Annotated in this window: 21 protein-coding genes and 2 tRNA genes; 6 read left to right on the top strand and 17 right to left on the bottom strand. The window is 56.1% G+C overall.

Going from position 1 to position 21209, the window contains the following annotated elements; all coding sequences use genetic code 11:
- Positions 1 to 86: 86 nt before the first annotated feature.
- From bglB to RTE01_RS26145, 3 genes are all read right to left on the bottom strand, one after another.
- Positions 87 to 1226: a beta-galactosidase BglB gene (gene bglB / locus RTE01_RS09430; RefSeq protein WP_141334938.1), complete on the bottom strand. Its 1140-nt coding sequence runs from the start codon at positions 1224 to 1226 to the stop codon at positions 87 to 89.
- 4 nt (positions 1227 to 1230) lie between these two features.
- Positions 1231 to 2814, bottom strand: coding sequence for an MFS transporter (locus tag RTE01_RS09425; protein ID WP_041146253.1), 1584 nt, complete (start codon positions 2812 to 2814; stop codon positions 1231 to 1233).
- A gap of 111 nt (positions 2815 to 2925) precedes the next feature.
- Positions 2926 to 3096: a hypothetical protein gene (locus RTE01_RS26145; protein ID WP_155397521.1), complete on the bottom strand. Its 171-nt coding sequence runs from the start codon at positions 3094 to 3096 to the stop codon at positions 2926 to 2928.
- A gap of 78 nt (positions 3097 to 3174) precedes the next feature.
- On the opposite strand from RTE01_RS26145, the gene uspC reads away from it, so the two are divergent.
- Positions 3175 to 3603 (top strand): universal stress protein UspC, encoded by a 429-nt coding sequence (gene uspC, locus RTE01_RS09420; protein WP_045859253.1) that lies wholly within the window; start codon positions 3175 to 3177, stop codon positions 3601 to 3603.
- Between the two features lie 27 nt (positions 3604 to 3630).
- On the opposite strand, the gene otsA is transcribed toward uspC, so the two are convergent.
- The 5 genes from otsA to RTE01_RS09395 all read right to left on the bottom strand — a co-directional run bounded on the left by otsA (position 3631) and on the right by RTE01_RS09395 (position 9544).
- A complete protein-coding gene (gene otsA, locus RTE01_RS09415) occupies positions 3631 to 5055 on the bottom strand; it encodes an alpha,alpha-trehalose-phosphate synthase (protein WP_041146255.1) in 1425 nt (474 codons plus the stop codon).
- The gene (gene otsB / locus RTE01_RS09410; protein WP_115192373.1) at positions 5030 to 5833 is read right to left on the bottom strand and encodes a trehalose-phosphatase; all 804 of its coding nucleotides are present in this window, start codon (positions 5831 to 5833) and stop codon (positions 5030 to 5032) included. Before otsB ends, otsA begins: the two co-directional genes overlap by 26 nt.
- Before the next feature lie 159 nt (positions 5834 to 5992).
- The gene (gene araH, locus RTE01_RS09405) at positions 5993 to 6973 is read right to left on the bottom strand and encodes an L-arabinose ABC transporter permease AraH (protein ID WP_041146257.1); all 981 of its coding nucleotides are present in this window, start codon (positions 6971 to 6973) and stop codon (positions 5993 to 5995) included.
- A gap of 15 nt (positions 6974 to 6988) precedes the next feature.
- Positions 6989 to 8503: an L-arabinose ABC transporter ATP-binding protein AraG gene (gene araG, locus RTE01_RS09400; protein WP_134526730.1), complete on the bottom strand. Its 1515-nt coding sequence runs from the start codon at positions 8501 to 8503 to the stop codon at positions 6989 to 6991.
- Positions 8504 to 8563: 60 nt separating this feature from the next.
- Complete coding sequence (locus RTE01_RS09395; protein ID WP_041146259.1) at positions 8564 to 9544, bottom strand: arabinose ABC transporter substrate-binding protein; 981 nt, start codon at positions 9542 to 9544, stop codon at positions 8564 to 8566.
- Between the two features lie 921 nt (positions 9545 to 10465).
- On the opposite strand from RTE01_RS09395, the gene RTE01_RS09390 reads away from it, so the two are divergent.
- Positions 10466 to 10969, top strand: a complete 504-nt coding sequence (locus tag RTE01_RS09390; protein ID WP_123551619.1) for a non-heme ferritin-like protein — start codon at positions 10466 to 10468, stop codon at positions 10967 to 10969.
- Between the two features lie 457 nt (positions 10970 to 11426).
- Complete coding sequence (locus RTE01_RS09385) at positions 11427 to 12944, top strand: MFS transporter (protein WP_041146261.1); 1518 nt, start codon at positions 11427 to 11429, stop codon at positions 12942 to 12944.
- Positions 12945 to 12982: 38 nt separating this feature from the next.
- On the opposite strand, the gene RTE01_RS09380 is transcribed toward RTE01_RS09385, so the two are convergent.
- A complete protein-coding gene (locus tag RTE01_RS09380) occupies positions 12983 to 13234 on the bottom strand; it encodes a DUF2766 family protein (protein ID WP_041146262.1) in 252 nt (83 codons plus the stop codon).
- 79 nt (positions 13235 to 13313) lie between these two features.
- Positions 13314 to 13397, bottom strand: a complete 84-nt coding sequence (gene azuC, locus RTE01_RS09375) for a stress response protein AzuC (protein ID WP_113771133.1) — start codon at positions 13395 to 13397, stop codon at positions 13314 to 13316.
- A gap of 199 nt (positions 13398 to 13596) precedes the next feature.
- Between azuC and RTE01_RS09370 the strand changes: the two genes are divergently transcribed.
- Entirely contained in the window at positions 13597 to 15018 is a 1422-nt protein-coding gene (locus RTE01_RS09370; RefSeq protein WP_041146263.1) for an MFS transporter, read from the top strand.
- Between the two features lie 38 nt (positions 15019 to 15056).
- Here the strand turns inward: RTE01_RS09370 and RTE01_RS09365 are convergent, their stop codons facing one another.
- The gene (locus RTE01_RS09365) at positions 15057 to 15695 is read right to left on the bottom strand and encodes an RpiB/LacA/LacB family sugar-phosphate isomerase (protein WP_041146264.1); all 639 of its coding nucleotides are present in this window, start codon (positions 15693 to 15695) and stop codon (positions 15057 to 15059) included.
- Between the two features lie 435 nt (positions 15696 to 16130).
- Here RTE01_RS09365 and ftnA point away from each other — a divergent pair, with 435 nt between their 5' ends.
- Entirely contained in the window at positions 16131 to 16628 is a 498-nt protein-coding gene (ftnA, locus tag RTE01_RS09360; protein WP_041146265.1) for a non-heme ferritin, read from the top strand.
- Positions 16629 to 16664: 36 nt separating this feature from the next.
- Here the strand turns inward: ftnA and RTE01_RS09355 are convergent, their stop codons facing one another.
- On the bottom strand, positions 16665 to 16904 hold the full coding sequence (locus RTE01_RS09355) for a YecH family metal-binding protein (RefSeq protein ID WP_134526733.1): 240 nt from the start codon (positions 16902 to 16904) through the stop codon (positions 16665 to 16667).
- A 192-nt stretch (positions 16905 to 17096) separates the two neighbouring features.
- Between RTE01_RS09355 and tyrP the strand changes: the two genes are divergently transcribed.
- A complete protein-coding gene (gene tyrP, locus RTE01_RS09350) occupies positions 17097 to 18308 on the top strand; it encodes a tyrosine transporter TyrP (protein WP_041146267.1) in 1212 nt (403 codons plus the stop codon).
- A 29-nt stretch (positions 18309 to 18337) separates the two neighbouring features.
- On the opposite strand, the gene RTE01_RS09345 is transcribed toward tyrP, so the two are convergent.
- From RTE01_RS09345 to RTE01_RS09325, 5 genes are all read right to left on the bottom strand, one after another.
- The gene (locus RTE01_RS09345; protein ID WP_041147683.1) at positions 18338 to 19006 is read right to left on the bottom strand and encodes a YecA/YgfB family protein; all 669 of its coding nucleotides are present in this window, start codon (positions 19004 to 19006) and stop codon (positions 18338 to 18340) included.
- Positions 19007 to 19092: 86 nt separating this feature from the next.
- Positions 19093 to 19668, bottom strand: a complete 576-nt coding sequence (locus RTE01_RS09340; protein ID WP_041146268.1) for a DUF805 domain-containing protein — start codon at positions 19666 to 19668, stop codon at positions 19093 to 19095.
- Positions 19669 to 19855: 187 nt separating this feature from the next.
- Positions 19856 to 20791, bottom strand: a complete 936-nt coding sequence (locus RTE01_RS09335; protein WP_134526736.1) for a metallophosphoesterase — start codon at positions 20789 to 20791, stop codon at positions 19856 to 19858.
- 205 nt (positions 20792 to 20996) lie between these two features.
- Positions 20997 to 21082 (bottom strand) — tRNA-Leu (locus RTE01_RS09330).
- 13 nt (positions 21083 to 21095) lie between these two features.
- Positions 21096 to 21169, bottom strand: a tRNA-Cys gene (locus tag RTE01_RS09325).
- Positions 21170 to 21209 lie beyond the last annotated feature (40 nt).

The following is a 21209-nucleotide window of genomic DNA, read 5'->3' as shown; positions in this document are numbered from 1 at the left end:
ATAAACGATAAAGAAACCGGCTTATGCCGGTTTCTTTTTTTGCGCCCTCCTCCGGCCGCGCGGCGCAGAGCCGGTAAAGTTCGCCGTCAGAAATACCGGCGCAGATATTCCGTCATGCACAGGATCGCCATCGCCTGCCCGTAGGGCATCGAGGTGAGCGGGATCTGGCGATAGAAGTCGAGATTCGAGCCCATTCCGGTGCCGAACGAGGTTTGCAGCAGCTCCCCCTGCGAGGAGATATTTTGCACGATCCCGCGCATGGCCTTCTCCGCGACGCGCTCATACTCCCGGCTCACGTAGCGTTTACGTACCGCCTTCAGGATACCGTAGGCAAAGCCGGCGGTTGCCGACGCCTCAAGATACGAATCCGGATCGTCCAGCAGCGTATGCCACAGACCGCTCTCGTGCTGGCACTCTGCCAGCGCCGCAATTTGCGCATTCAGCACCTGAAGCAGATAGCGCCGCACCGCGCTGTGCTCGGGGAGGTCCACCAGCTCGAGAAAGTCCGGGATCGCCATCGTCAGCCAGCTGTTGCCGCGCGCCCAGCGGGCCCGAGCGAAATTATGCTGGCCCTCATAGCTCCAGCCGTGGAACCACAGCCCGCTCTCCCGGTCCATCAGGTTCTGCACGTGGAGTAAAAACTGGTATGTCGCCTCTTCCACATACTGCGGCCGGTTGAGTAATTTGCCGATTTTCGCCAGCGGCAGCACGGTCATCATCAGCGTGTCATCCCACATCTGCTGGTGGTTCTCCTCCGCCAGGGTGATGTGCTGCATCCCGCCGTGACGGGTGCGCGGCATCTCGTGCATTGCCCATTCGGCCCAGCTGTCGAGCCACGGCAAATACTCCTGCCTGCCGGTCTCCTCATAGCGCCAGGCCAGGGTCAGGAATGGCGCCATGGTGTTGACGTTTTTGCTGGTCGCGCCTTCAGCGAAGCGGTCCGCAAACCAGCTGTCGATAATATCGCGCATCGCGATATCTCCGGTCTGCTGATAATACTGATAGATACCGTATAAACCGACGCCGTGGGTCCACTCCCAGCCGGCCCACCCTTTAGTATCAATGACCCGCCCATCGTCCAGCCGTAGCAGAAACGCGCCCGTTTCATCCTGAATATTGACCAGATTGTCGGTCACTTTCTCGATAAGCGCCTGCAATTCGTTGCGCGCAATAAAGTGCTCCGGCTGACGCAGTAAAGGACTCTGTTTAACAGGCCAAACCTTCATATTATTAACCTCTGTTCAATGTCGAATTCATTTCAGCACCCTGCCTGAGGGACGGCGCGGCAGGCTTATTACGATTCAGATAGCCAATGTTGTTATTTCCCCACAGGCATGCGTAAGGCATACCGGCCAGCATCTCCACCACCGCCCGATCCTCGGCGCGGGCAAGCTCCGGCTGCGCCCGACCCGATTGGCGCATTTTGCGCGTTTCGGCCTGCAGCACGCCGTGGGTCTCGAGGTTGAGCTTAAAGCGCAGGGAGACGAGGAACCCGCAGGCCAGCACCACCAGCGTGCCCACGCTCAGAATGAGCAGGATGGTATGGCTGACCTCATCGGGCTGCGTTTTCTGCCCGGAGACAAAGCCGGAGAGCTGCATAATGATGCCCACCAGCATTACCGCTCCCGCCTGAGAGGCCTTGCGGGTCAGCGTCATGATGCCGGCGAAAATGCCCTCCCGACGCTGGCCGGTGATCGCCTCATCGACGTCGGCAATATAGGTGTAGGTGTTCCACGGAACATAGTTGATCCCACCGCGGCCGAGGCCGGCAATGGCGGAAACCAGCAGCAGCAGCGAATAAACGTCGCTCAGCCCGGCGTAGTAAAGCAGCGCATAGGAGAGCGAGCCGAGGCCAAACAGGATAACCACCATCCGATAGGACGGCGCCGGCCCAAAGCGGATGCACAGCGGGATCATGGCAATGACCGCAATAAACTGGAAGATGGCCATGGTGCCGAGCAGGTTGGATGCCACTGCGGCTTCCTGCATCAGCACAAAGACGACGTAGTAGGTGAAGACGGCGTTAAATACGTCCTGAGCAATATAGCCGCCAAGATACATGCCCAGATGCTGGCGGAAGATTTTAATGCGCAGCGTCGAGGTGAGCTCGATAAACAGACGATTGAGGCTCTGCGCCAGCGAGAGATTACGCTTCTCCTCCTCGGCCCGCAGCGCCGTCTCCGACCACGCTTCGCGCGCACGCTCCCAGGTAAAGAACCAGACGAACGTCAGCATCACCGCGCAGAGGACCGAGAACACCAGGCTTGCGTAAAAGAAGGAGACCGCATTGTCCTTACCAAAGTGGGTAAGCAGCACGCCCGGCAGGAATGAGGCGAGGATTGCCGACATTTGCGCCATCGAAATACGCGCCCCGGAGAATTTCGTTTTCTGTTTAAAATCATCGGTCATTTCCGGGACCAGGGTTTCGTACGGCACCAGAATCATGGTGTAGACAATATCAAACAGCAGATAGGTGAGGAGGTAGTACCAGAACCCCATATCGCCTACCCACATCATTGAGTAGCTGAATACGCAGGGGATACCCAGCAGGATAAAAAACTTTCGTCTGCCGAAGCGTTTGCCGAGCCGGGTGGTGCCAAAGTTATCGGTCAGGAAGCCCATCAGCGGGCTAATTACCGCATCCAGCACCCTGGCGGTGGCAAAGATAAGGGTTGCCTGAATCGGAGACAGGCCGCAAAAGGTGGTGTAAAAATAGAGCAGCCATGCTGCGGTGAGCGCCGTGGTTCCCGCGCCGAGGAAATCGCCCGATCCATAGGCAAGATAATTAGCCAAACCGATTTTACGTGTTTTCATCGCCGTAAATCCTGTGTCGTTATTTTTAGTGAACTCCGACAATCTTTCTGGCCAGGCCAAAAGGGAGTAGGTACCTGGCTACAGTAAAAGGATGGAAACGGGGTTACCTTTTCATTTTTGCCAGCCCTGACCCGGCAATGGCAAAAACGCAAAGAGAGGGTGAACGCGCATCACCGATTTATAAAACAGCTTTTCTTTTATGGCAAAACTAAAGACCATTTTTGCGAGGAGGCTGCCAAAATCGCTATTTCGCGCCCCGCGCAACGGCGGGCTTTGCAGCAAACAATAGCCCTTGCGGGAACAGGGAAATCGGAGTAAAGAAAAGAAGAAGGGTTATTTTGCGTATCTTAAGGAGGCTTGATGCCCTACTCACATCTGCTTGTAGCCGTTGCCCCAACGCCGGAAAGTCGGACGCTTATCAACAAGGCGGTCTCTATCGCGCGCCCGCTTGAGGCCAAAATTAGCCTGATAACGCTGGCAACGGACCCGGAAATGTATAATCAGTTTGCGGCGCCGATGTTAGAGAACCTGCGGGATCTGATGTATGAAGAAACCCGCGGCTTTCTCAACGGACTGGCTCAGGATGCCGGCTATCCGATTGAAAAAATCACCATCGCCAGCGGCGAACTTGGCCATCACGTGAAGGATTTTTGCCAGCAGCATCGGGTGGATCTGGTGATTTGCGGCAACCACAACCACAGCCTGTTTTCCCGCGCCACCTGCTCGGCTAAAAGTATCGTCGGCAGCAGCGGCGTTGACGTGCTGCTGGTATCGCTGGAGAAAGGCTAGCGCCGAAGCGCCAGCCTGAGGGCCGAACTAGGCCAGTTTGGGGAAGGTCGCCACCTTACGCTGCAGGTGACTCTCCTCATTTCTCGCTTCTATCCGCTTTAGGTCGGCGATAAACCGCTCCTGCCAGCGGTGGATATCATTGTCCTTGACCACCGCCAGCATCGCCGAGTGGCGCGCGATACGTTCGGCCAGCGGCATGGTGAGCGCGGTGTCCAACGCCGCGGCGACCTCATCGCGATCGTAGGGATTGACGATGAGCGCCGTCGGCAGCTCGTTTGCCGCGCCGGCAAACTGCGACAGCACCAGAACGCCGGGGTTCTGCGGATCCTGGGCGGCAACAAACTCCTTCGCCACCAGATTCATCCCATCGCGCAGCGGCGTCACCAGCCCAACGTCGGAATAGCGGAAGATTTTCATCAGCAGCTTGCGTTCAAAATGCTGATTCAAATAGTAGAGCGGCGTCCAGCCCAGCTGACCATACTGGCCGTTAATGCGCCCGGCGGCGGTTTCCAGCTGGTGACGGATATCCTGGTAGGCCTGGACATCACCGCGCGAGGTCGGGGCAATCTGGGTGTAGCGAATCTTGCCGTGATGCTGGGGATATTTCTCCAGCAAGGCCTCATAGGCCAGGAAGCGCTCCGGCAGCCCTTTCGAGTAGTCCAGCCGCTCTACGGAAAAGATATTCTGCACGCTCTTAAGTTCGCTTTTGAGCTGCGCCAGCTTCGGCGGCAGCGGCCCTTTTGCGCTACGCGCGATCTCATCGGGGTCGATGCCAATCGGGTAGACCTCGGTCTGGAACGGTTTGCCCCAGGCGACATGAGCGTTTCCGCTCCGGGTGGTCAGGCGGGTCTGCACCGCGATGCAGTCAAGAAACGCCTGCCGGTCGCTCTCGGTCTGGAAGCCCAGCAGATCGTAGTCGCAGAGCTGTTCAAGCAGCTCGGCGTGCGGCGGCAGCGCGTTAAATATTTCCGGGGTCGGGAAGGGAATATGTAAAAAGAAGCCGACCCGATTATTAACCCCGCGCTGGCGCAGCTCGTGCGCCAGGGGCAGCAGATGATAATCGTGGATCCACACGATGTCGTCCGGCTCAATCAGCGGCAGCAGCTTATCCGCCAGCGTCGCATTTACGCGCTGATAGCCCTCCCAGGCTTCGCGCTGAAAATCGACCAGATCGAGACGATAGTGAAACGCGGGCCACAGCACCGCGTTGGAAAAGCGGTTGTAGTACTCGTCGTGGTCCTGCTCGCTAAGGTTAAAGGAGGCCCAGGTAATGTTTCCCTGAGTGACCTTTTTCAACGGCTGACTATCGTCGCCAATTTCCCCGCTCCAGCCGAACCACAGCCCACCGGCCGCTTTTAAGGCCCCCATAATCCCCACGGCCAGGCCACCGGCGCTGGCCTTTTTATCATCCGGGGGAGCAATACGATTAGATACTACGACTAAGCGACTCATAGCCATCTCTCCTGTCGGTTAGCGCGTCTGGTTGATGTCCATTATTCGCAATATTATTTAGCCACTGGTGCACCGCCGAGACGTCCGGCAAACGCCAGCGCGCCTGGGTGTCGCCGCTGCCGACTTTTACCGAAACGCCGCCCAGCTGGTTAACGATGCCAAAACCCGCTTCATCGGTTAAGTCGTCACCGACAAATACCGGCCTGCGCCCCGCGAACGGCGCCTCCTGCATAAAGGCGGCGATCGCCTCGCCTTTGTTCACGCCGCGCGGTTTTATCTCGACCACGCACTTGCCCAGCTGCAGCGCCAGCAGCGGATAGCTCTTCACCACCTCCTGGGCCAGCGTCAGCACCGCGCTTTGATGCTGCGGCGCCTGACGGTAGTGCAGCGCAAAAGCCATCCCTTTATGCTCAAGCTCACAGCCTGGCAACGCCTCAAGCGCCAGCGCCAGCCGCCCGTGAAGCTCCTTCTGCAGCGCATCCGGTAGGGAAACGATATGCGTATTCCCATTGATATCACGGCGCTCAGCTCCGTGGACACCGGCCAGCGGCAGCCGGTGAGGACGGGTAAGCTCATCGAGCTCAGCCATTGAGCGCCCTGAAATCAATGCCACCGCCCCACTCTGCTGCTGCACGAGCTGCCGCAGCGCCTGAAGCGCGTTAACCGGGATAACAACCTGATCGGGATGAGGTTTGATATCGGCAAGAGTACCGTCGAGGTCAAAGAAAAATGCGCAATTTTCGGTTGGTACAGGCGGTACAGATATCTGGTCAGCCACCCTGAATTCCTCCTTTCATGGCCAGCGTTTCGCTGGCTGTTAACGAATTGTTAGCCATGTAAGTATAGACAGTGTGACGGAGCTCGCCATTTTTGATAGTTATCACCAGCGCAGCGGGCGCCGGTGATATTCCAGGATTAAACTGAAAGGTTGGAGTATTTACACGCTACGCTTTGCCTTCTGCTTGTAGCGATCGAAGATAACCGCCGCCAGCAGGATCACGCCGCGCACCACGTACTGCGAGAAAGGCGAGATATTGAGCAGGTTCATCGCATTCTCGACGGTGCCGAGGATCAGGATCCCGGCGATCACGTACGAAATCTTGCCGATCCCCCCTTTTAGCGACACGCCGCCCAGCACGCAGGCGGAGATCACAATCAGCTCATAGCCAATCGAGGTCATCGGCTGACCGCTGGTCATTCGCGATGCCAGAATAATCCCCGCCGCAGCAGAAACCAGACCGGAGATAACGAAGATAATAATCTTGGTGCGCACGACCGGCACCCCTGCCAGACGCGCCGCCTCTTCGTTGCCGCCGATTGCCAGAGTATTACGGCCAAAGGTGGTTTTGTTCAGCAGCAGACCAAAGATTATCAGGCAGCCCACGGTCAGCCAAATCGGCGCCGGCAGGCCGAACCAGTTGGCGTAGCCGAGGGTGAAGAAGCGCTCATCTTCAATGCCCACCGCTTTGCCATCGGAGATAATATAGGCCAGCCCGCGCACAATCTGCATCGTCGCAAGGGTGGTTATCAGGGCGTTGATTTTCAGCCGGGCGATAACAAAACCGTTGACCAGGCCGCTTAGCGCCCCCAGCAGCAGGCCGGCGGCAATGCCGATCCACATGCTTTCGGTGAGGTTGATGACCACCGCGGTCGTCACGCCCGCGCAGGCGATAACCGACGCAACCGAGAGATCGAAATCGCCGGATGCCAGGCAAAACAGCATCCCGCAGGCCACCATTCCGGACATCGAAATCGCCAGCCCGAGGCCTTTCATATTGATGAAAGAGGCAAAGTTCGGCACAAAAATCACGCAGCCGATAAACAGCACGGCAAAGACGACCAGCATTCCAAACTGATCCCAGATACGGGCAAAGCTGAAGGCGGATCGACGGGTATTTGAGGTGGTAACAGAGGACATCATAGACTCCTTTACTCAGGCGACCGCCTGGCTCACTTTTGGCATCGCAAGGCTTAACGCCTGCTGTTCATTCGCATCTTCATGCAGCAGCTCACCCGCCACTTCCCCTTCGCGCATCACGACGATGCGGTCCGCAACGCCAAGCACTTCGGGTAAATCGCTGGAGGCAAAGACGACGGCCACGCCGGATGCCGCCAGCGCGTAGATGACGTTGTAAATTTCATGCTTGGCTCCGACGTCTATCCCGCGAGTCGGCTCATCGAGCAGGATCACCTTCATCTCCTCGGAGAGCCAGCGCCCCAAAATCGCCTTCTGCTGATTACCGCCGGAGAGGTTCATAATCAGCTGCTCGGGTCCCGGCGTTTTAATATTAAGGGACTGAATATGGCGGTCGGCGTTCTGCGCCTCCCAGCCGTTGTTAATCAGGCAGCCGGCGTGAATATGCTTACGTCGGGCGCTGATGTTGATATTGTCGCGCACCGAGTGCACCGGAATAATGCCTTCGGCTTTGCGATCCTCCGGACACAGCATCATCCCGGCCTGTATGGCCTGCGCCGGTTTCCGAATATCGATAGCTTCCCCGTCGATGTAGACCTGGCCGCCGGTGATGCGGGTTCCGCCAAACAGACCCTTCATCAGCTCGCTGCGCCCGGCGCCCACCAGGCCAAAGAGGCCGACGATTTCTCCGCTGCGCACCGCCAGGCTCACCGGCGTTCTTACGCCCGGCGCTTTTACCTGATCCAGGCGCAGGCGCTCGCTGCCGTACTCGCGCGGCTTCCAGCCGTAGACGTCCCCTAAATCGCGCCCCACCATCGCCTGCACCAGCGCATCGTGGCTTACCGTCTGCATATCGTCGAAGGTGCGCACATAGCGGCCATCCTTGAATACGGTGATCGCGTCGCTCAGGGCAAAGATCTCCTCCATGCGGTGCGAGACGTAAATAATGACCCGCCCCTCCTCACGCAGCTCGCGAATAACCCGGAACAGGTTGTCGATTTCACGGGCAGAAAGGGAGCTGGTCGGCTCGTCAAAGGCGATGACCTTGGCGTTGCGCGTCAGCGCCTTGGCGATCTCCACCATCTGCCATTGGCCGATGGAGAGGTACTTCAGCGGCGTTTGCGGATCGATATCCAGCCCCAGATGCTCCAGCTGCAGCCGCGCTTCGTAGTTAAGAAGCTTGCGGTCCACCATGCCGTATTTGTGCGGAAGCTGGCCGAGGTAGATATTTTCCGCGACGGTCATTTCCGGTATCAGGTGCAGCTCCTGGTAAATAATGGCGATCCCGGCGTTAAGCGCCTCGGTGGTGTTGCTAAACGCCATCTGCTGGCCGCGCACCTTCAGGCTGCCCGCGGTCGGTATATAGTTGCCGCTGAGGATCTTCAGCAGCGTGGATTTCCCGGCGCCGTTTTCTCCCATCAGGGCGTGAACCTGGCCGGCATAGCAGTCAAAGCTAATATCGGACAGCGCTTTAACGCCCGGGAAAGTCATGGTGATGCCGCGAAATGAGAGATAAGGGGTAGACTGTTGCATAACGACTCCGCTCTACTGCGCTCAGCCTCCCGCCGCTGCGGGAGGCATGGTTAGCAGGCCTTATAGCCCTTTTTTCGCCAGCTCTTCTTTGAAGTTATCGCGGGTAATCAACACCACGTCGGTGACCGCCGTGAACTTCGGCGGTTCGGCGCCCTTGGTTACCCAGTTGTAGAGCATCTCGCTGGTTTTGTAGCCGTGAATATCCGGGCTCGGCAGCAGAGAGCCGTAGAAGCCGGTGGCCTGCGCCTTGGAGAGCTCGTTGACCGCATCCACGCCGTTAATACCGATACCGATCACATCCGGAGCCTTGAAGCCCTGCCCTTCGGTTGCGCGAACGCCGCCCAGGACGGTGTTATCGTTCATCCCGACGATCAGCCAGTGTTTGACCTGCGGGTGCTGGACCAGCATCGAGTTGCCGGCATCGAAGGCGCCGGGGATATCGTTGGATTTCGTCGGCACGCGGTAGATCTGTTTATCCGGGAAGCCGGCGGCTTTCAGCGCATCCAGCGAACCGGTGGTGCGGCGACGCGCGGTATCGAGCTCATCGGCGGTAATCGCCATCACCCCGGTATCCTTCACGTCCCAGCCGCGTTTTTGCATCTCTTTATAGAGCTCCTGGCCCTGACGAGCGCCAATCTCGCTGGCCGCCATCATCACCAGCGGAACGCTCTCCATCGGTTTGCCTTTGGCGTTGACGAACTGATCGTCGACGGTGATCACCTTCATGTCATAGCCGCGAGCTTTGGCGACAATCGCCGCTCCGAGCTTCGGATCCGGCGTACAAATAACAAACCCCTTCGCGCCGCTGGCGGCCAGGCTGTCGATCGCGTTAAGCGTTTTTTCACCGTCCGGAACGGCGATTTTAATCACCTCAAAACCTAAATCTTTGCCGGCCTTATCGGCAAATTTCCATTCGGTTTGAAACCACGGCTCTTCCGGCTGCTTGACCAGAAAACCGAGCTTAAGCGTTTCCGCCATAGCTGATTGTGACATAACCGCAGCGAGACCGATCGCCGCCAGCGCTTTAGTAAATTTGTGCATGGTAAACTCCAGCTTAAATTCGCTTTTATGTAGGGAAACATCGGGTCTAAAAATTTTTATCAGACTTAAAACAAGGTATTAGAAAAATCTCATCCAACGATGCCGTTGTTGAAATAGTAATAGCCGGAAATCAATTCTCCATACGAGAGCATTATCACATCGCGGAATTACAGTAATTGAGTGCATAAATTCAGCGAAAAATGACATAAAAAAAGCGCTAATTGTCTGACAATTAGCGCAGGCATAAGCCGTATTATCCATATCACCAGCAGAGTTATCCCTGTGACGCATTTAGCGCAGCGCGCCCGGCATGCGGACCCGCAATCGGCGCTAGCGGTTGCCCTCCCCCTGGCCCCCTCCTCCCGGCGATGCCAGGCACTATGCCCGACATCACGCTTTATTGACACAATCGTCATCGCCCTGAAATATTATTTCCCGGCAGTCAGCCGTAAAAATTAAAAAATGATCCAGCGCAATGTTGCGCCAGCAGAATCGTGACAATTAAATGCTGCTGTTAAACATACGACGCGTTTATTTTAATTAAGCGCTGCTCATGTAAACATCATACAACTACGTAATATGAGTGAAGGTTTTGATAAGACTGATGAATACAACGATAAAAATAAAATATAATCAAGGCGTTAAATGACATTCAATTTAATGAAAATGCTAATCAATGGCCTGCTATCAGCGGATGGTGTAACTAAACGTAAATCCCTCCGGTTAAGAGTTTTCTTAAGTAAATTCTGAGAGTATTCTATATTTGTGGACATCGGAAATATCATTTCCGGCCACTCATGGAGAGCGCGGAATTATATTATTCCGCCAGTAAAGTTTCGTGTGAAGGTCTCGTAATGAAGCTGTTGGGGGCGAAAGCTCTTAACCCGCGAAGGCCCCCTTCCAGATTAATAAGGATATTTTATGGTAGTTGCAGGAATGGCTCAAAAGCTGAATAACCAGATGAATCTTGAGTTCCGCGCGTCGAACTCGTATCTGCATCTGAGCGAGTGGTGCGCACAGCAGCGCCTGAACGGCTCCGCGACGTTTCTCCGCACCCAGGCGCAGTCCAGCGTCACGCTGATGATGCGGGTGTTCGAATTTATGAAAAAGGGCGGCGAGTGGCCTATCGTGAAGGCCGAAGGCACCTATCATCAGGAGTGCAGCTCCCTCGAGGATCTGTTTACCCAGACTCTTGCCGACTATGAACAGCGCAGCAGCCTGCTCGCCGGTCTGGCAGAAGAAGCTAAAGCGCAAAGCGATGATTCCACCTGGCGCTTTTTGACCCTCTTAGAGAAAGAGCAGCAGCAGGACGGCATGCTCCTGCAAACCGTTCTCGATGAAGTGCGTAGCGCCGATAAAGCCGGTCTTTGTCTGCAGCAAACCGACCGCCGTCTGATGGATCTGGTGGCGCAGCAGCGCCATTAATCCGGCTTAGACAAACGCCGCATCAGCCGCGCCTTCAGGCTGGCTAAAGTCAGCGGCAACCACCGCTCCAGGGCACCGTTCAGGCTATTAATGAAAGGTGCCCGATAATTCACCTCCCGCTGCGTTCCGCCAGCGCCCTTGCCAGTCTCGTCTGAGAGCCCAGCGACCAGCCTTGGGCATCGCTTCAGGCCTCCTCGCACATAGCCCACACGCTCCCCCGCCCTGATATTTTGGCGCTCCGCAGCCGTTTGTTATTCCTAAAAAGCATTAAAAACTTTTAAGCCGATCGCATTACTGCGCAGCTAAATCGCCTGACCGATGATTAGTGACGGGGATCACTTTCTAAACCGTGAGTTAATAATATAAAAACACTGTTTCAAAAATTTAAAACAAGAGGTTTATATTAATGGCAAGATACGCGGCTTCAGCCTCGCAAGGGCTGCAGGGAAGACCGATTTTGTTACGCCATCAGCTCGCCTACGGTGGCGGCAACTTACTGGGGAGCGGCGCGCTGGCAATCAGCGGCGCCTGGTTACTCTATTTTTACACGACATTTTGCGGGCTGACGCTGATCGAGGCCTCGTTAATTTTCTCGATCGCCAGCATTATCGACGCCATCAGCAACCCGTTAATGGGCTATCTTACGGATAACTTCGGTAAAACCCGGCTCGGCAAGCGCTTTGGCCGGCGGCGCTTCTTTTTGCTCATCGGCATTCCGCTGATGATGTTTTATCCGCTGCTATGGGTAGAGGGTCTCGGCTTTTGGTACTACCTCAGCACCTACGTGATCTTCGAAATCATTTATACCTCAATCATGGTGCCTTACGAAACGTTGGCCACCGAAATGACCGACGATTTCTCATTACGTTCTAAGCTCACCGGTTACAAAGCCATTTTTGGCAAGCTGGCAAACTTCCTCGCGGCCTTTATTCCGGGCCAGTTCATCCTGCTGTACGGCAAGGATTCCGCCACCCCGTTCTTCCTGACCGGCCTGACCTACGGCATCATTCTGATCGTCGCTATCTCCTGCCTGTGGTACTGCAGCTGGGAGCGTCCGCGGGAAGAGGAGAGCAGCGTCAGCGAAAAGAGAGGGCTGCTCAATACGCTGCTGCTGCTGGCTAAAGATATGCGCTCGACCTTTTATTTACGCGTCTTCCGCAAACATCTCGGCATGTACCTGTGTGGCTTCGGCGCGGAATGGCTGTTCGCCTCCATCTTTACCTATTTTGTTATCTTCGTTCTGCAGCACGATCCGGCGATGGTTGCCGGGCTGAACAGCCTGAACTCAATTCTGCAGCTGGTCTCTACCGCGCTGTTCATCGGCCTGTGCGTGAAAAAAGGCTTCAGCAAACCCTATATCCTCGCGCTGAGCGTGGTTATCTTCTCGGTACTGCTCTACACCTCGCTGTGGTTTTTCCATCTACCGGCGCACCTCGCTACCGTGCTGATGTTCGGGATCACCGTCCTGTTTGGCCTCGGAACCGGCGGCGTGTATTACATCCCGTGGACCGTTTATACCTTCCTTGCCGATGTGGATGAGATTTACACCGGCCGCCGTCGCGAGGGAATTTATGCTGGCGCCATGACCTTCTCCGGGAAAATACTGCGCTCGATCATCGTCTTCACCATGGGGGCTATTCTCAGCTTCTACGGCTTCCAGTCGAAGGCGCACACCCAGCCGGAAAGCGCGGTTACGGCGATTGCCGTGGTGTTCTGTAGCGGAGTGGTGCTGCTGGCTCTGGCCGCGATCGTCTTCAGCAAGCAGATGAAGCTGGATCGCAAAGCCCATATGGTGGTCTTACAGGAGGTTGCGCGGATTAAAGCGGGAGGCAAAATCGGCGATATCGCGCCGGAGGTACGGGTTGTCGTTGAGGATCTCGTCGGCCATCGCTACGAAGAGTGCTGGGGTAACAGCAAGCTGTTTAGGGGTGAAGAGGCGACCCCGGCCCGTTCCGCAGTCTCCCACCAGGCCTGATGGATACCCCGCCACCACGTGTGGCGGGGTAAAACCAATTAGTGGGCTTCGCTTTGCGGGGTGAACTTCAGCTCAATCAGGGCAATCGCTTTTTGCACCGCACGCATCGTAACCGGGTCGGACGATGAAGGATGGCTTGAAAAATCAATCGCTTTAAGCTGAGTTGCCATCTTTTCGCGCACCTCTACAGGGGCGATAACGTCAATGACATCGAGGATCTGTTTGATAACCAGCTGACAGGCAACCACGTCGGAAACCAGCTCGTCTTGTTCGGTAAGGTGTTGAGACATTTTTTACTCCTTTTTGCAGGAGCGTAATAGTACCCTAAATCAGCTGAGATAAAAAAACCTGCCGCAGCAGGTTTTTTTATCAGAACATGCCGGCCGGCGGCACATCTTTGAAGGTCTTGCAGTAGGTGTCAAAAATGCTTTTCAGGATCTTGCGCAGCTTCATGGCGTCACTCCGTTTTTGTTATGCAGGTGTTAATGCTTGTCCGACTATAATATGACCGCTATCACAAAAATCAATTTAAATGTGCGCCAAATCACAAAAATAATTGCAGACTGAATTTTAAATTTAACAAAAAGCGAACGGAGCCGGAGCGTTCCCCCCTCTCCTGCCCGCGATCTCAGCAGGCTATGGCAACAACATAATGACGACAAACATCTCCGCCCGGGAAGACCGGGCGTTCTCGGCGCCAGCGCTGCTGGTCGCCGGGGCCTTTTTTATGGAGTTTCTCGACGGAACGGTGATCGCCACCGCGCTACCGGACATGGCGCAAGATTTTGGCGTGGCGGCGGTGGATCTCAATATCGGGATCAGCGCCTATCTGATTACGCTGGCGGTATTGATCCCGGCCAGCGGCTGGATAGCCGATCGTTTCGGCGCGCGCAGGGTCTTCACCCTCGCGCTGGCGATTTTTACCCTTGCCTCGGTGTTTTGCGGCCTTTCCAGCAATGTCGATACCTTCGTTGCGATGCGTATTCTGCAGGGAATGGGCGGCGCGCTGATGGTCCCGGTCGGCCGTCTGGCGGTACTGCGTACCACCCCGAAGCACCAGCTGATTAAGGCCATTGCGACGCTGACCTGGCCCGCGCTGGTGGCGCCGATTATTGGCCCGCCGCTCGGCGGCTTTATTACCAGCTACGCCAGCTGGCACTGGATTTTCTTTATTAACGTCCCGCTGGGTCTCGCGGCGATGGCGCTGTCGCTGCGCATTATTCCCGATATTCGCGAAGAGGAGCGGCGCCCGTTCGACCTTCCCGGCTTCCTGGCCACTTCGGTTGCCATGGTCAGCCTGGTCAGCGCCATGGAGATCCTCGGCGATAACCGGCCCGAGGGCTGGAAGACCCTGGCGCTGCTGGGACTTGGGATCGGCTGCATGCTCTTCTCCCTGCGCCACTTCCGCCGCGCCGCCTGGCCTATGGTACGCCTCGATGCGCTGCAGGTCCCCACATTCAGGGTCACCATGTACGGCGGCTCGCTATTTCGCGCCTCCATCAGCGCCGTGCCTTTCCTGCTGCCGCTGCTGTTCCAGGTGGGATTCGGCATGGATCCGTTCCACTCGGGGCTGCTGGTGCTCGCCGTGTTCGTCGGTAACTTCACGATTAAACCCGCCACCACGCCGCTTATCCGCTGGCTCGGCTTTCGCCGCCTGCTGCTGATTAACGGCGCGCTCAACGTTCTGTCGCTGCTGGCCTGCGCATTTTTGACTCCGCAAACGCCGGTGTGGTTAATCCTGCTGATCCTGTTCCTCGGCGGCGTTTTCCGATCGATTCAGTTCACCGGCATCAGCACACTGGCCTTTGCCGATGTGCCCTCCCCGCAGATGAGCTACGCCAACACCTTGTTCAGCACCGCGTCGCAGCTGGCGGTTGGCTTAGGGATAACGCTTGGCGCGATAGGTATTCGTATTGGGGAAAAACTGAGCGAATGGCTAAGCCTGTCGACGCTGCCCGGCATCAGCTTTCGACTCTCATTTGTGTTTATTGCGCTGATTTGTCTGGTGGGAATGGTGGATAGCCTGAAGCTGAAGGCGGATGCCGGAAGCAGCGTGTCGAACAAGGAAGCGTAGGCGAAAGTAAGGCCAGCCGCGGCTGGCCTTACCGATGATTAACCGACGATGTGGCGAACGAAGGCTTCGATCTCTTTGTCCTGGCAATTCTCGAAAAAGCACTGCTGGAAGCGCGGACCTGAGACGGCGGTTTTAACCAGTTCCGGGTCGATAGCGCGCAGCGTGTCGAGGTAATTCTCTTTCACCACCGCCGCTTTCACCGTATTCAGAATACCGGCATTGCGCACCTGCGGCTCTTTACGCTCCGGCGGATAGCCTTCCCCGTTGCGGCCGGTGAACGCTTTTTCGAAAATAAAGCGCACGTTCAGCTCTGCGCCCCAGCCGAAACCTTTTGCAAACGGCAGAGAGAGCGCGTTGCCGTTGTTGATCTGGGCAAACAGGAAAGCGTCGGCAGGATCGATACAGTAGCCGCACACCACGCCCGGATGGATATTCAAAGACATCAGCGCGCCCTGGCCGGTGCCGCAGCCGGTGACCACGAAGTCCACCGCTTTGGAATTCAGCAGAATGCTGGCCATGATGCCCAGATGAATATAGGTCAGGTGATGATCGTGCTCATCGCTCATACCCACGTTGTAAACCGGGAAGCCTTTCTCGTCGGCAACGGCGTTGAGCTCGTTGAGGATGATGGCATTTTTGTTTGCCTGGCTGTTTTCCATCATCAGTGCAATTTTCATGCTTTACTCTCCTGAATGCTTTGCGGGTACTTCCGCGATAGGTCGTTAACGTTGGTATGACATTACTACTTAACAAACGCACTTTCAAATTTTATGAAAAGTTGTTTTATAAATTACGTAGCGCTTCACACTTTTGCCCTCCAACCCCGTCCCCCGCACTTTGCGCCTCCGCCTCCCTACCGCTCCCCGATCGGCAAAATCCGCGCGAGGCCCTCAGCCGCTCGTCATTCGGATGCGCATATTTATCCGGCCCGGCGCTATTTATTAAATATCAATTAAAACCATTCTCATTAATTATTATATTGCCAATGCGTTTTATTCCCATTTGCATTTTTAATAAATGAAGTTTTTAATTTACTTTTTGCAAATAAATAAATAACAAATTATAGTGAGCGCACAATAATCTTAATTACCTATATTTTCGGAGCGCGCGCTATGCTGAAAACAGAAATGATCGATAAGCTCAATGAGCAAATGAACCTTGAACTCTATTCTTCTTTGCTTTATCAGCAAATGAGCGCGTGGTGCAGCTATCATAGCTTCGAAGGTGCGGCGGCGTTTCTTCGTCGTCACGCTCAGGAAGAGATGACCCATATGCAGCGCCTGTTCGACTACCTGACCGACACCGGCAGCCTGCCTTGCATCAACGCCATTGCCTCGCCGTTTGCCGAGTACGCGTCGCTGGATGAACTGTTCCGCGTTACCTACGAACACGAACAGCTGATTACGCAGCAAATTAACGCCCTGGCCCACGCCGCGATGTCTGCACAGGATTATCCGACCTTTAATTTCCTGCAGTGGTATGTTGCCGAGCAGCACGAAGAAGAGAAACTGTTTAAATCCGTTATTGATAAACTGACCCTCGCCGGTAAAAGCGGCGAAGGTCTGTACTTTATTGATAAAGAGCTGGCAACGCTCGATACGCAGAAATAATTATACCGGCGGCGATGCTGCGGCATTGTCGCCCGGTTAATGCTGACAAATTTTGCTTTCGCTGGTATTAAACCCGGCGTCTGCGGCAATAAACTTGCCTTTCTTCTGTAGAAATCTCACCAGCTCCCCAGCGGTTAGATTTTCCGCCGAACAGGTGTGAAAACGGGCCTCGTCGCCAAAGCGAGCGACTATCGCCGCTTCCAGACTGGCAACGCTGTAGGGTTCGCCCGAAGCGATCATCATCTGCAGTACTTCATGACCGTGAATAGATTGCATAACTCCTCCTGTAAAGCCTCCACGATAAGCCACCTTATGGCTTCAGGCTTTGCGCCAGCGCAGCATTAGCGCGGCTCTCAGGCTGTAAACATTTACTGACAAGCACTGTAACCCTCATTTGACGAATCTGCCGATTTCACATACTCTGCGCGACATATTTTATTGTTAATTCCTTCATGGATAGAGAGAAACGTGAAGAACCGCACTCTAGGTAGTATTTTAATCGTGGCAGGGACCACTATTGGCGCAGGGATGCTGGCCATGCCTCTGGCATCCGCTGGGGTTGGTTTCGGCGTCACGCTCGGGCTGCTGATCGCCCTGTGGGCTTTGATGTGCTATACCGCGCTGCTGCTGCTGGAGGTCTATCAGCACGTACCGGCGGACATGGGGCTGGGCTCGCTCGCCGCCCGCTACCTCGGGCGCTACGGACAGTGGGTCACCGGTTGTTGCATGCTGTTCCTGATGTACGCCCTGACCGCCGCCTACATCAGCGGTGCGGGAGAGCTATTGGCCTCCAGCCTGAACCAGTGGCTGCAGTGGGATCTTCCGCCGGCAGGCGGGGTGCTGCTGTTTACCGGCATTGGCGGGGCGGTGGTTTGCCTCGGGACCTCGCTGGTCGATCTGTTCAACCGCTTTTTATTCAGCGCCAAGATTATTTTTCTCGCCATTATGCTGGCCCTGCTGCTGCCGCACATTCATCAGATAAACCTGCTGACCCTACCGCTTCAGCAGGGGCTGGCGCTCTCGGCGATCCCGGTTATCTTTACCTCTTTTGGTTTTCACGGCAGCGTGCCGAGCATCGTCAGCTACCTTAACGGCGATATTCGTAAGCTGCGGCGGGTGTTTATCATCGGCAGCTTTATCCCACTGGTAGCCTATATTTTCTGGCAGCTGGCGACGCTGGGCAGCATTAGCTCTCCGACCTTTGCCGCCCTTCTGGGACAGCACGCGGGCCTGAACGGCCTGCTGGAAGCTATCAGAGAGGTCGTCGCCTCACCGCACGTTGAGCTGGCGGTGCATCTGTTTGCCGATCTGGCGCTGGCCACGTCGTTCCTCGGCGTCGCGTTGGGATTGTTCGATTATCTCGCCGACCTGTTTCAGCGTAAAAATACGCCGGGCGGGCGCGTGCAAAGCGGCGTCATCACCTTTGTGCCGCCGCTGGCCTTCTCGCTGTTCTACCCTCGCGGCTTCGTCATGGCGCTGGGCTATGCGGGCGTTGCCCTCGCCGTGCTGGCGCTGATGCTGCCTGCGCTGCTGGTCATGAAGAGTCGTCAGCAGCATCCTCACGCGACGTGGCGGGTTATCGGCGGAACGCCGGCGCTGTGGCTGGTCCTGCTGTGCGGTATCGCTATCGTGTTGATTCAGTTTTGTATCGCGATCGGCGTGTTACCTGCCGTCGGATAAAAGAGTAAGGGGCCTGTCGGCCCCTTATTTTATTTCGCTAAGCAGCACTGCTTATATTTCTTACCGCTGCCGCACGGGCAGGGATCGTTACGTCCAACTTTGGCATCATTTCTGATCGGCTGCGGCACCTCTGCCGGCTGCGCATGCTCCGTCCAGTATTGATAAAGCGCGAGCGCCGCGGGTTTAATACGCTCTACGCTGGCGAGAAAATCATCGACAGAGAGCGCTTCAACCGCCGGGAACTGCGCTTCCGTCCCGTGCAAAGCGATGATATCGAGCTCGGCCTGCAGCTCCGCCGGTAAAGCGGGCCAGCTGCCCAGGCCGACGCCGCGCATATAGCCAAAGCACCACTCGCCAACGATAGTCAGCTCCTGGCCTTCCTCTTCCCGCGTGCCAAACAGCGGCTCGAACTGCTCCGGATAATCGTCCAGGCGCTCGGCAACATCGCTCATATGCTGCAGGGTGAGGTTAACGAAGCGGTCGCGCTCGCGATCGTTGGCCCAGCGCGGTACGTTGTCGGCACCGCCCCAGATAGCCAGCAGCCACTGGGCGGGCTCAATCTCGGCTGGCCCGGAGAGGATCGCCGTCAGCAGGCCATCAAGCTCGGAGACATCAAGGATGGCGCCGTCGGTGGCGTATTTCGACAGGATATCGTCCAACCATTCAAGTTCGCTTTCGTTCAGGGGTCCGGTTTTCATAAACAGGCTCGTCGTCTTAGAAAAATGGCGCATACAGTAGCGGAAATGCCGGGAGAAAACCACCCGGCGCGGCCATTCTGCGCGGGTTAAATATCCTTAATAATGCTTGAGCGCATCGTTTCATATTCACTTTCGCTGATCGTACCGTCATCGCGCATCTTTGTTGCCTGGGCCAGGCGCTCTCTGACATCTTCGGCGGAAGAAACCGGAGCGCTCTGCGCGCCGGGAGGTGCGCTGTCGCCGTTATCCTGCTGAACGTCGCCAAAGCGGTTAACCCCGTCGGTGCCTCGGGCAAACAGTAGCCAGATAGACATCGCCAGCGACATGATTCCGCCAGCAACCATCAGCCATACCCATACCGCCGCCCCACCGTCTTCTACGGTGCCGGCAACGCCAATCAGGCCGATAATCAGGATCAGGAAAGGCGCCAGCAGCCACCAGCCGGATTTGTTCAGATCGTGCAGGCGTCGTACCGCCACCGCGATACCTGGAATAATAATAATCAGGCTAAACAGCCCGCCGATAACCGGGATCAGCCCCAGTACCGCGGACAGCACAAAGTTAGCGACGGTAAATACGGCGTACTCTTTACGCGCCGAGCGGCCGCGAAAGGTGGCATATTTGCGAAAACAGTTCCCGTAGCTTTCAAGCAACGTGGCCATAAGATCCCTCATTAAAAATAATTATTATTGCCGTGACGGCATAGTGTCCCAAAGGCGGTTTATCCGGCCGCAGGCGCGCGCCGGAGCGCTATTTTACCGCAGTTTGCCCGAAATGTGCCGGAGAAAACTGAGGGCTTGACCGCCGGAGGGCATCACTATAGCTCTGTCCTTAAGCGGAATATCAGCCTCAAACGCTGACGAAGCGCCCGTTTGTCATCTCCGTCTCGCCGGCGTCATAAATCCACGCCCGCAGCGGATGGCTCGCTTTTGCCGCATTATAGTCAACGCACACGACCCGCTCGCTCAGCGCCGCCGGTTCGCCAGATAGGGTGTAGTGCCCAACGACCACCGGAACCTCGGGCAAAACGTAAGCACTTTTTTCCAGCGCGATATCCGGGATGCTGCTAACCATCTCGGGCTGAACCTGGGCAATCTGCCGGTAGGTTGTTGCCTCGTTAAGCCACCAGCGGATGCGAATATGGCGCCGCTCGATCCCGGTTTTATCCTCGAAGCTGTAGCCCGCAGGCAGCGCCAGCTCTGGCCCCTTGAGTATCGTCTCCAGCAGGTGGAACAGGACGTGCTGTTTATCGAAGGCGTGTACCCAGCTCTCCGGCTTTAGCCGGTTCTCTTCGTCGAGCCACGGGCGAAGCCGGGCGATAGCGCGCTCGTCCCAGCACGCGTGCACCGCACGGATATCGCCAAAATCAACGAACAGCGGCAGGGTTTTAAACCACTCGACCCACAGCAGGTGTCGAGCGCTGTCTTCCGTGACGTCGTTAAGGAAGGCCTGATGCTGACGGCGGTTATTCGCCGTATGCGGGCGCAGGGGCTGAGCCGTCTGCGGATGGCACATCAGCCAGCCAACGGCGTTAAATTCATGATTGCCCATCAGGCAAATGGCGCGCCCCGCGGCAACCTCTCCCCTCACCTGCTCCAGCACCGACGAATGGTCGATGTGGCTCGCCGGCTGATTATCAATAAGATCGCCGACAAAAATCAGCAGACTGCGATCCCGCTCCTCCCTGGATCGCAGATGAGCCAGCAGGGCGGAAAGCTTGCCGTACTGGCCATGAATATCACCAATAAATATTTTGCGGCTCTTAGTCTGGCCTGAAGCGGGCATCAGAATTCCTTGTGCTTTTTAGTAAGTGCGGGCTTACGAATAGTAACAGGGTTGCCGGGCGAAGCCCCGCGCGACAAGGGAACCGGCTGAAAGGAAGGATAATATGATGAAGTGATACTATGAATGGCGTACTGCAGACATGAAAAAACCACCCGTAGGTGGTTTCACGACACTGCTTATCATTGATTTTATTCAATAATCCCAATGGTACCCGGAACGAGACTTGAACTCGTACAGCCTATGGCCGAGGGATTTTAAATCCCTTGTGTCTACCGATTCCACCATCCGGGCTCGGGATGTAAATTGGAGGCGCGTTCCGGAGTCGAACCGGACTAGACGGATTTGCAATCCGCTACATAACCGCTTTGCTAACGCGCCTTTGATGCTGCAACACCCGCAACTGCCGATGTTTTTAAAC

It is taken from the genome of Klebsiella terrigena (assembly GCF_006539725.1).
Taxonomy (GTDB): domain Bacteria; phylum Pseudomonadota; class Gammaproteobacteria; order Enterobacterales; family Enterobacteriaceae; genus Klebsiella; species Klebsiella terrigena.
This window is presented reverse-complemented; position numbering and strand designations above follow the sequence as displayed.

Excerpts from the sequence above, each read along its gene's own strand:
- RTE01_RS09380 (WP_041146262.1), bottom strand. The coding sequence starts at position 13,234 with ATGTCTCAACACCTTACCGAACAAGACGAGCTGGTTTCCGACGTGGTT.
- ftnA (WP_041146265.1), top strand. The coding sequence starts at position 16,131 with ATGCTGAAAACAGAAATGATCGATAAGCTCAATGAGCAAATGAACCTT.
- azuC (WP_113771133.1), bottom strand. The coding sequence starts at position 13,397 with ATGAAGCTGCGCAAGATCCTGAAAAGCATTTTTGACACCTACTGCAAG.
- RTE01_RS09345 (WP_041147683.1), bottom strand. The coding sequence starts at position 19,006 with ATGAAAACCGGACCCCTGAACGAAAGCGAACTTGAATGGTTGGACGAT.
- RTE01_RS09365 (WP_041146264.1), bottom strand. The coding sequence starts at position 15,695 with ATGAAAATTGCACTGATGATGGAAAACAGCCAGGCAAACAAAAATGCC.
- RTE01_RS09395 (WP_041146259.1), bottom strand. The coding sequence starts at position 9,544 with ATGCACAAATTTACTAAAGCGCTGGCGGCGATCGGTCTCGCTGCGGTT.
- bglB (WP_141334938.1), bottom strand. The coding sequence starts at position 1,226 with ATGAAGGTTTGGCCTGTTAAACAGAGTCCTTTACTGCGTCAGCCGGAG.
- araH (WP_041146257.1), bottom strand. The coding sequence starts at position 6,973 with ATGTCCTCTGTTACCACCTCAAATACCCGTCGATCCGCCTTCAGCTTT.
- otsA (WP_041146255.1), bottom strand. The coding sequence starts at position 5,055 with ATGAGTCGCTTAGTCGTAGTATCTAATCGTATTGCTCCCCCGGATGAT.
- RTE01_RS09370 (WP_041146263.1), top strand. The coding sequence starts at position 13,597 with ATGACGACAAACATCTCCGCCCGGGAAGACCGGGCGTTCTCGGCGCCA.
- RTE01_RS09335 (WP_134526736.1), bottom strand. The coding sequence starts at position 20,791 with ATGCCCGCTTCAGGCCAGACTAAGAGCCGCAAAATATTTATTGGTGAT.
- RTE01_RS09390 (WP_123551619.1), top strand. The coding sequence starts at position 10,466 with ATGGTAGTTGCAGGAATGGCTCAAAAGCTGAATAACCAGATGAATCTT.
- RTE01_RS09425 (WP_041146253.1), bottom strand. The coding sequence starts at position 2,814 with ATGAAAACACGTAAAATCGGTTTGGCTAATTATCTTGCCTATGGATCG.
- araG (WP_134526730.1), bottom strand. The coding sequence starts at position 8,503 with ATGCAACAGTCTACCCCTTATCTCTCATTTCGCGGCATCACCATGACT.
- RTE01_RS09355 (WP_134526733.1), bottom strand. The coding sequence starts at position 16,904 with ATGCAATCTATTCACGGTCATGAAGTACTGCAGATGATGATCGCTTCG.
- RTE01_RS09340 (WP_041146268.1), bottom strand. The coding sequence starts at position 19,668 with ATGGCCACGTTGCTTGAAAGCTACGGGAACTGTTTTCGCAAATATGCC.
- uspC (WP_045859253.1), top strand. The coding sequence starts at position 3,175 with ATGCCCTACTCACATCTGCTTGTAGCCGTTGCCCCAACGCCGGAAAGT.